Raw genomic sequence first — 7,210 nt, 5'->3', positions numbered from 1 at the left:
TTCCAGGCCCCAAAGCGAAATGAGCGCTGCTCTCTGGTTCGCGGACTAGAAATGCGCTGGCGTAGCGCTACTCGAATGCGGGCCAGGAATTCGCGCATCCCGAAAGGCTTGGGAATGAAATCGGTTGCGCCGAGCTCCAGTGCAACCACTTTTTCCGCCTCATCAAGCCGGTCGCCGCTGATCACTATGATAGGAACATCGGATTTTGTCGCCAGATTGCGGACGATCGCAAGTCCATCCTCCCGGCCTAGGTTAAGGTCAACAACCACGAGATCGACTGGCTCACGTGAAAGAACATAGTCAAACTGCTTGCTATCGTGGACTGCGGTTACCTTCAGGGCATGCATCGTGAGATACTCGGCGATGAGGCGCCGCATTGCGGCATCATCGTCAATGACAAGAACATGTTTCAACGGCACACCTTCAATCTTGAATCCCCTTGTCTAAACCTGTTGCCGAGCAACCCTGGGGCACCGACCCAGAACAGCTGCTCCTTGATACCACTCGCCGTTGCGTGCGGCCAATGTGAGGCCGTGCTCGTCCTGTTCTTTTCATCCCCAGCGAATTGACCGCACCAAGGCAGCCCGTGGCCACCAGACAGGTCCCAGCGCCGACATGACCCTGCCGTGTGGTCCTTCGCTTTTTCGCTTCGAGCTCCCCCGTTGGTGCAGGCCTGCCAATATCACTCAAGTTCGACCTCATGGATGCCAAGTTTCCTGCTATGCCCTTGCATCCTGGTCATCCTGGAGTTTGCGGACCTGGATCATCTCGATATCATCCGGCTCGTGGATCCAGCTCGGACATGGTTGAGCAGCGCGGCGTTTGGCTTGATCGGAGAGGCGGTCGGCGGAAGAAGACCGTGATTCGCTGCAGCGGCCTTGTGCAAAATAGTGTGTCTCCTGCCAAGCCGGCTTCGTCCAAGGTGGCCGGCGGCCTCAAATGCTGTTCGGCGACCGGCAGGTCGCCGGTTGCGGTGAACGTCCGGGCTAACATTTCTCAGTTACTGCAACTCCTCCATCTTGAGCGTGTCACTATGCTTGTCCATTGCGCCGTCGGACTGCGTCAATGACGTGCGGTTATCTGCCGATGGGACTGTGCATGATCCACCCTTTGGCGGCGGCGGCCGAACAGCTGAACGAGGCTCGCACCAGGATGGGCTGCGCCGCCACGTCTTCCCAGTTGACCCTCGCCGCCGCGGATTTGCGCCTTCGAGCCAGCTTCGCGGACGAGCTCGCGTCTCAAGCAATGATCTGAGTATGCAGGGCCGCGCATGGCTGCTCTTTAAGGACCGGCAGCATACCGGCAAAGTTGGGCCGCTTTATCGCCTTAGTCGATTCCCCACGGTGATCCCGAGCCTGAACAAGCCCGCCAAGCTCCCCATTTTGTCCTTGGCTTGGCGCTGACAGAAGTACCGTCCATGACGCCAAAGTCGCGGCCCACACTCCAGGAGCAACGGACGGCCGGGACGAGCAATCCTGTACAGGAGTCATTGTACCAAGATGCTCCGGATGTCGCTGGCTGATCGGGCCCGCGCCACCCACGCATGCGCAAGATGCTCACCCACGCTGATACGAACACGGTCTTTGCTTCAATTGAAACCGAAAAGCTGAACTTGAACATCACACAGTAACAAACCTCCCCGATAAGCGCGTGCCGGACAGGGCCAGAACCCGTCCGGCGGCTTGGAAAGGTAGGTGATAGGGAATGTTTATTGCAGCTTGGCCGCTGGCCATCGTCCTGATGACATCCATGTCACTCCCAGCCGAGCCCGCGCCACTTTCTCCGCGTGAGTTCCGCAGCCTGTCGCGCAAATGCGCCCCCTGGGTTGCGCCGTCCACCCTGGCCGCGATTGCCAAGATTGAAAGTGGCTTTGAAACGCTGGTGGCTCATGACAACACCACAGGTGAGCAGCTTCGCTGGATAGACCACCTGGAAGCCACGCGGGGCATCAAGGAACGCCTCGAAGCACAACATTCTGTCGATGTTGGATTGATGCAGATAAACAGCAAGAACTTTGCCATGCTCAATCTCACGCCGGAAAGGGCTTTCGAGCCCTGCGCCTCGCTTTCGGCTGCCGCCCACCTGCTTGAAAGCCGGTATGCCGGCGGCACCACTGCTGTGGCACAGCAACTGGCGCTTCGCCGTGCCATCTCGGCCTATAACACGGGCGACGTCACGCATGGCTTCGCCAACGGTTATGTACGCAAGGTCGAGTCGGCCGCAAAGGACATCTCAAGTCTCCTTGAGAGAACGCTGGAGCCGACTGCTCGAGATGTGCCGCACCTTGAGGCACCCGGTCGGAAAGCCGTGCCGCCTCTGCTCCAGCAGAGCCAACAGGCCAATAGAAAGAAGCAGCCCAACCAAGATTCTTGGGACATCTGGGGCTCGTATCAGCCAGACCGCTCCGGGGCCGATCCCTCCGATCCGACAGGCAGCCAGGCTGCGAAAGCACGGGAACCCTCGAACCCGAACAAACTCGTATTCGATTGAAACATGGAGATGCAATGATGACGCCACTCAAGATACTTCGTGCGCTTAAAACGCGTGTTCCTTCGCCTTTTTCCATGCTGCGCATGGCGGCTGAATATGTACCGGCCGCTGCTGCAGGCGCGGCGTGGACGGTCTTCTACAGCGGGCCAGCCGCGGCTCAGGTGACCGGAGGGACGGATCCTGCCAAGATGGTCCAGAATATCTGCACGTTCATACTTGGCCCCTTTGGACAATCACTGGCCGTGCTCGGGCTCGTAGCCATCGGTATCTCTTGGATGTTCGGTCGTGCTTCACTTGGCCTGGTTGCGGGTGTCGTTGGAGGGATCGTCATCATGTTCGGGGCCAGCTTCCTGGGCAAGGCGCTCATAGGCGGCGGCTGATGAGCGACCGGTTGGAAGTGAGCACCCTCTATGTGGCGGCGACGCGCCCCGCACTGTTTCTGGGGGTGCCGCTGACGCTGGCCGGATTGCTCATGATGTTGGCTGGGCTTGTTATCATTATCCTTCAGAACCCGCTCTACGAAATCGTTCTCGTGCCACTCTGGTTCGGAGCACGGCTGGTTGTTGAGCGTGACTATAACGCGGCAAGCGTCGTGCTGCTCTATTTGCAGACGGCCGGCAGAAGCGTGGACGGGCCGGTCTGGGGAGGCGCAAGCGTCAGCGCCAATCCGATCAGAGTGCCGAAACGCGGAAGAGGAATGGTGTAATGTTCGGCGCCAGCGGCCGGACCGAGAGGTCTGGCGAGATCTACCTTCCGTATGTTGGTCACGTAAGCGATCAGGTTGTCCTTCTGGAAGACGGATCGATCATGGCCATGGCACATGTGAACGGTGTGCCCTTTGATTTGGAAGACGCTGAGATGCGCAACTCGCGCTGCCGCGCGTTCAACACTCTCTTGCGCAACATCGCCGATGACAATGTCTCGATATACGCTCATCTTGTGAGACACAACGATGTGCCGGCGCCGGCGCCGCGCCAGTTTCAAAGTGCATTCGCTGGCAGTCTGAGCGAGGCCTACGAGCGTCGTGTGCTGTCGGGAAAGCTCTTTCGCAACGATCACTTCCTCACTTTGATCGTGTCCCCCCGCACCGCAATCGGCAAGATCGGCTTGCGGATTGCCAAGTCCCGCAGACGGAATGAGCACGATCTAGCCACCCAAATGCGGAGCCTGGAAGACCTCTGGCACATCACTGCTGGCGCACTCGGCGGTTACGGTCTGCGCCGGTTGGGCATTCGTGAGAAAGGCAACGTGCTCTTCACGGAAATCGGCGAGGCGCTTCGGCTCATGATGACTTGCCGGTTTCTTCCGGTTCCGATGGTTACCGGCTCACTTGGCGCCTCGATCTACACTGACCAGGTCATCTGCGGGAAGCGGGCGCTTGAGATTCGAAGGCCCGGGGATAGCTCCGTCGGATCATTGTTTTCGTTCCGTGAATATCCGGCGACGACGCGGCCGGGCATGCTAAATTCCTTGCTGTCCGCCAACTTCCCGCTTGTCCTGAGCCAGAGCTTTTCCTTCCTCACTCGCCCACAAGCTCATGCCAAACTAAGCCTTAAGTCCAGCCAGATGACGAGTGCCGGCGACAAGGCTCTCACCCAGATCAATGAACTTGCCGAGGCAGAGGACGCACTGGCAAGCAACGAATTCGTGATGGGTTCGCATCATCTGAGCCTGTGCGTCTATGCCGACAGCCTCAATAGCCTTGCAGATCGCGCAGCAAGTGCCCGCGCACGGCTGGCCGACGCGGGCGCCGTTATCGTCCAAGAGGGCATCGGCATGGAGGCCGCATATTGGTCCCAACTTCCGGGGAACAACAGGTGGCGCACGCGCCCGGGGGCGATCACCTCACACAATTTTGCCGGGCTCGTCTCATTTGAGAACTTCCCAAGCGGTTCCAGTTCCGGCCACTGGGGCAATGCTGTTGCGCGCTTTCGCACAAACGGTGGAACTTCTTTCGACTACATCCCCCATGAGAATGACGTCGGCATGACGGCAATATTCGGGCCCGTTGGCAAAGGCAAGACGACGCTGATGACCTTTGTCCTCGCGATGCTTGAGCAAAGCTTGGTCGATCGCAATGGTGCGATCGTCTTCTTCGACAAGGATCGGGGTGGTGAACTGCTGGTGCGAGCCACGGGAGGGACATATCTTGCGTTGCGCAGAGGCGCTCCGAGCGGCTTGGCCCCTCTGCGTGGACTGGACAACACCTCCGCCTCCCGGGACTTTCTGCGCGAGTGGTTGATGGCCCTGATCGAGAGTGACGGCCGTGGTCCGATCTCGCCGGAGGAAAGCCGTCGGCTGGAACGCGGCATTGTTCGTCAGCTTTCGTTCGAACCCCCTATGCGCTCACTTGCGGGCCTGCGCGAGTTCCTATTGCACAGCCCCTCCGAGGGCGCAGGAGCACGGCTGCAGCGGTGGTGTAGAGGGGGGGCGCTTGGATGGGCCTTTGACGGCGACGTGGACGAAGTAAGGCTGGATGCCTCCATTACGGGCTTCGACATGACGCAGCTCCTGGAATATGAGGAGGTCTGTGCACCGGCCGCCGCATACCTTCTGCATCGAGTGGGCGCTATCGTCGATGGTCGTCGGTTCGTCATGAGCTGCGACGAATTTCGATTCTATCTACTCAACCCCCAATTCTCGGCCGTTATCGACAAGTTCTTGCTCACGGTCCGCAAAAACAACGGCATGTTGATACTCGCAACGCAGCAGCCTGAACACGTTCTGGAATCGCCTCTCGGAGCTAGTCTCGTTGCGCAATGTATGACGAAAATTTTCTACCCATCACCGACGGCGGACCGCTCTGCGTATGTCGATGGCTTGAAGTGCACTGCGCAGGAGTTCGAGGCAATCCGCCAGGGAATGGCAATCGGCAGCCGCAAGTTTTTGCTCAAGCGCGATAGCGGGAGTATTGTTTGCGAATTCGATCTTGGGCAGATGCGCGAGTACGTAGCCGTACTCTCGGGGCGGGCCAACACAGTGCGCTTTGCCGACCAGCTTCGTAACCAGCACGGAGACGCCCCAAGTGGGTGGCTCGACAAGTTCATGGCCCGGTACCACGAAGTTCAAGACTGACGGAGGAATATTCATGAAATTTGCCAAACTTGCAGTAACGACCCTTGCTGCTTCCCTTCTGCTTCACGGACAGGCCCGTTCGCAATTTATCGTCAGCGACCCTGTAACAGAAACACAAGCGACCTTAACAGCGCTTTCCAATGCGGCGATCCTTGAGAGGTCAATCGAGACGCTCGCTACCACGATTGAAATGGTGACAATTCTAACGTCGTCATTCGCTGTCACGGGACTGCTAAGCTCACTTAACCAAGGAAATCACTACCCGTCGAGCAATAAGCTGGAGGAGCAGATGTTTGATGCTCGGGCGCCAGCTTCGATTATGGCCCGTAACATTGCGAAGGACCCAAATCGGATAGTCAACGGCACCGATTCAGAAGCGAAACTGTTACAGGGACAAATCGCCGGGGCCGCCAATGCCGCAGCTATTGCAGCCGACACTTTGGGCATGATGGACAAGCGCCTTAAGGATAACGCCGGCACGCTTGGTCAGCTTTCCCGCTCGGGAAATATTATGCAGGCCACCGTGACCAACGGTCTGGTCCTCAAGCAGATTCACGATGCGATGATCCAAAATGTCCAGGCCACGAGTCTGCTGACAATGGCCACTGCACAAGGGAGCCTTCACGCCGTGGAGGAGGCCGCCACGCAGCGTCGCGAACATCAGGACACCGCTAATATGTTTAGCATCCTCCCGTAAACCACACAGAGTTCATCAGGCTCAGCTGCGCTGATCAGGGACACATCAGGCTCACGCCATGAATTTCAAAATTCCCGCGCCATTCACGACTATACACACGATCTTTCATGGGGCCTTCACGTCCGGGCTGCACAAAGTGCTTGAAAACGTGCAAGCGGCGGTCAGTGCGCCTCTGGTTGCGTGTGTCACGCTCTGGATAATAATCCAAGGCTGTCTGGTCATGCGTGGTCAAGTCGATGCGCGCGGGGGTATCTCGCGCGTAATCATGGTGTCGATTGTCGTCGCCCTTATCTTAGGGCAGGCCAACTATCAGCAGTACATTGAAGCGCTCTTCGACGACACGATTCCGAGGTTGGCTCACGACATCAGTGGCAGCGACTTGCCCTTCATCGGAATCCCCCAGAAGCTCGATCTTATGTTTGCTTCAAGCCAGTATGTCTTTCAGCTGATTGCTTCCGAAATTGGGCCTATGAACGGCCAGGACATACTTGCTTTCGAGGGAGCGCAATGGATTTTCTACGGCGCGCTGTGGACAGCGTTCGAGATCTACGATGCCGTTGGAATTCTGACGAAGGTGCTCTTGACGATCGGCCCCCTGGTCCTTGTAGGCTACCTTTTTGATCACACTCGAGACATAGCCACCAGATGGATCGGCCAACTGCTCTCGTACGGGCTGCTGCTTCTCCTCCTCAACATCGTTGCAACGATAGTAATCGCTGCCGAAGCAGTCTCGCTGGCAGCCATGCTTTTGATGATCAAATTCTCGGGCACGACAGCAGCCAAGATCATCGGGCTTTACGAGCTCGACATGCTTTTCCTAGCTGGTGACGCTCTGATCGTCGCGCTTCCGACGATCGCCAGCAGCATCGCCGGTGGCTCTTGGGGAGGTGCGAACCGACCACTTAACAGCCTCAATCGCCACTTTGCCAAAACGGCGGGTGCTTAATC

General features: G+C 57.9%; 6 protein-coding genes and 1 pseudogene. 6 read left to right on the top strand and 1 reads right to left on the bottom strand.

Annotated features, from left to right (window positions below; genetic code table 11):
* A pseudogene (virG, locus tag NKJ80_RS30685) lies at nt 1-413 on the bottom strand (two-component system response regulator VirG); the annotation flags it as partial.
* Between the two features lie 1,291 nt (nt 414-1,704).
* On the opposite strand from virG, the gene NKJ80_RS30680 reads away from it, so the two are divergent.
* From NKJ80_RS30680 to NKJ80_RS30655, 6 genes are all read left to right on the top strand, one after another.
* On the top strand, nt 1,705-2,490 hold the full coding sequence (locus tag NKJ80_RS30680; protein WP_023673708.1) for a type IV secretion system lytic transglycosylase VirB1: 786 nt from the start codon (nt 1,705-1,707) through the stop codon (nt 2,488-2,490).
* A gap of 74 nt (nt 2,491-2,564) precedes the next feature.
* Entirely contained in the window at nt 2,565-2,870 is a 306-nt protein-coding gene (gene virB2 / locus NKJ80_RS30675; protein ID WP_023673707.1) for a pilin major subunit VirB2, read from the top strand.
* Nucleotides 2,870-3,196 carry a type IV secretion system protein VirB3 gene (locus NKJ80_RS30670; RefSeq protein WP_023673706.1) on the top strand — a complete coding sequence of 109 codons (327 nt, stop codon included), beginning with the start codon at nt 2,870-2,872 and terminating at the stop codon, nt 3,194-3,196. The genes virB2 and NKJ80_RS30670 overlap by 1 nt, the downstream gene beginning before the upstream one ends.
* Entirely contained in the window at nt 3,196-5,565 is a 2,370-nt protein-coding gene (gene virB4 / locus NKJ80_RS30665) for a type IV secretion/conjugal transfer ATPase VirB4 (RefSeq protein WP_023685155.1), read from the top strand. Before NKJ80_RS30670 ends, virB4 begins: the two co-directional genes overlap by 1 nt.
* Nucleotides 5,566-5,578: 13 nt before the next feature.
* Nucleotides 5,579-6,262 (top strand): TrbJ/VirB5 family protein, encoded by a 684-nt coding sequence (locus NKJ80_RS30660; protein ID WP_023673704.1) that lies wholly within the window; start codon nt 5,579-5,581, stop codon nt 6,260-6,262.
* A 58-nt stretch (nt 6,263-6,320) separates the two neighbouring features.
* A complete protein-coding gene (locus NKJ80_RS30655; protein ID WP_023673703.1) occupies nt 6,321-7,208 on the top strand; it encodes a type IV secretion system protein in 888 nt (295 codons plus the stop codon).
* The last annotated feature ends 2 nt before the right edge of the window (nt 7,209-7,210 follow it).

The sequence above is a fragment of the Mesorhizobium sp. M0030 genome (genome assembly GCF_040323695.1).
Lineage (GTDB): Bacteria > Pseudomonadota > Alphaproteobacteria > Rhizobiales > Rhizobiaceae > Mesorhizobium.
Note: the sequence above shows the minus strand (reverse complement) of the source record. Positions and strands in the feature narration are given on the sequence as shown.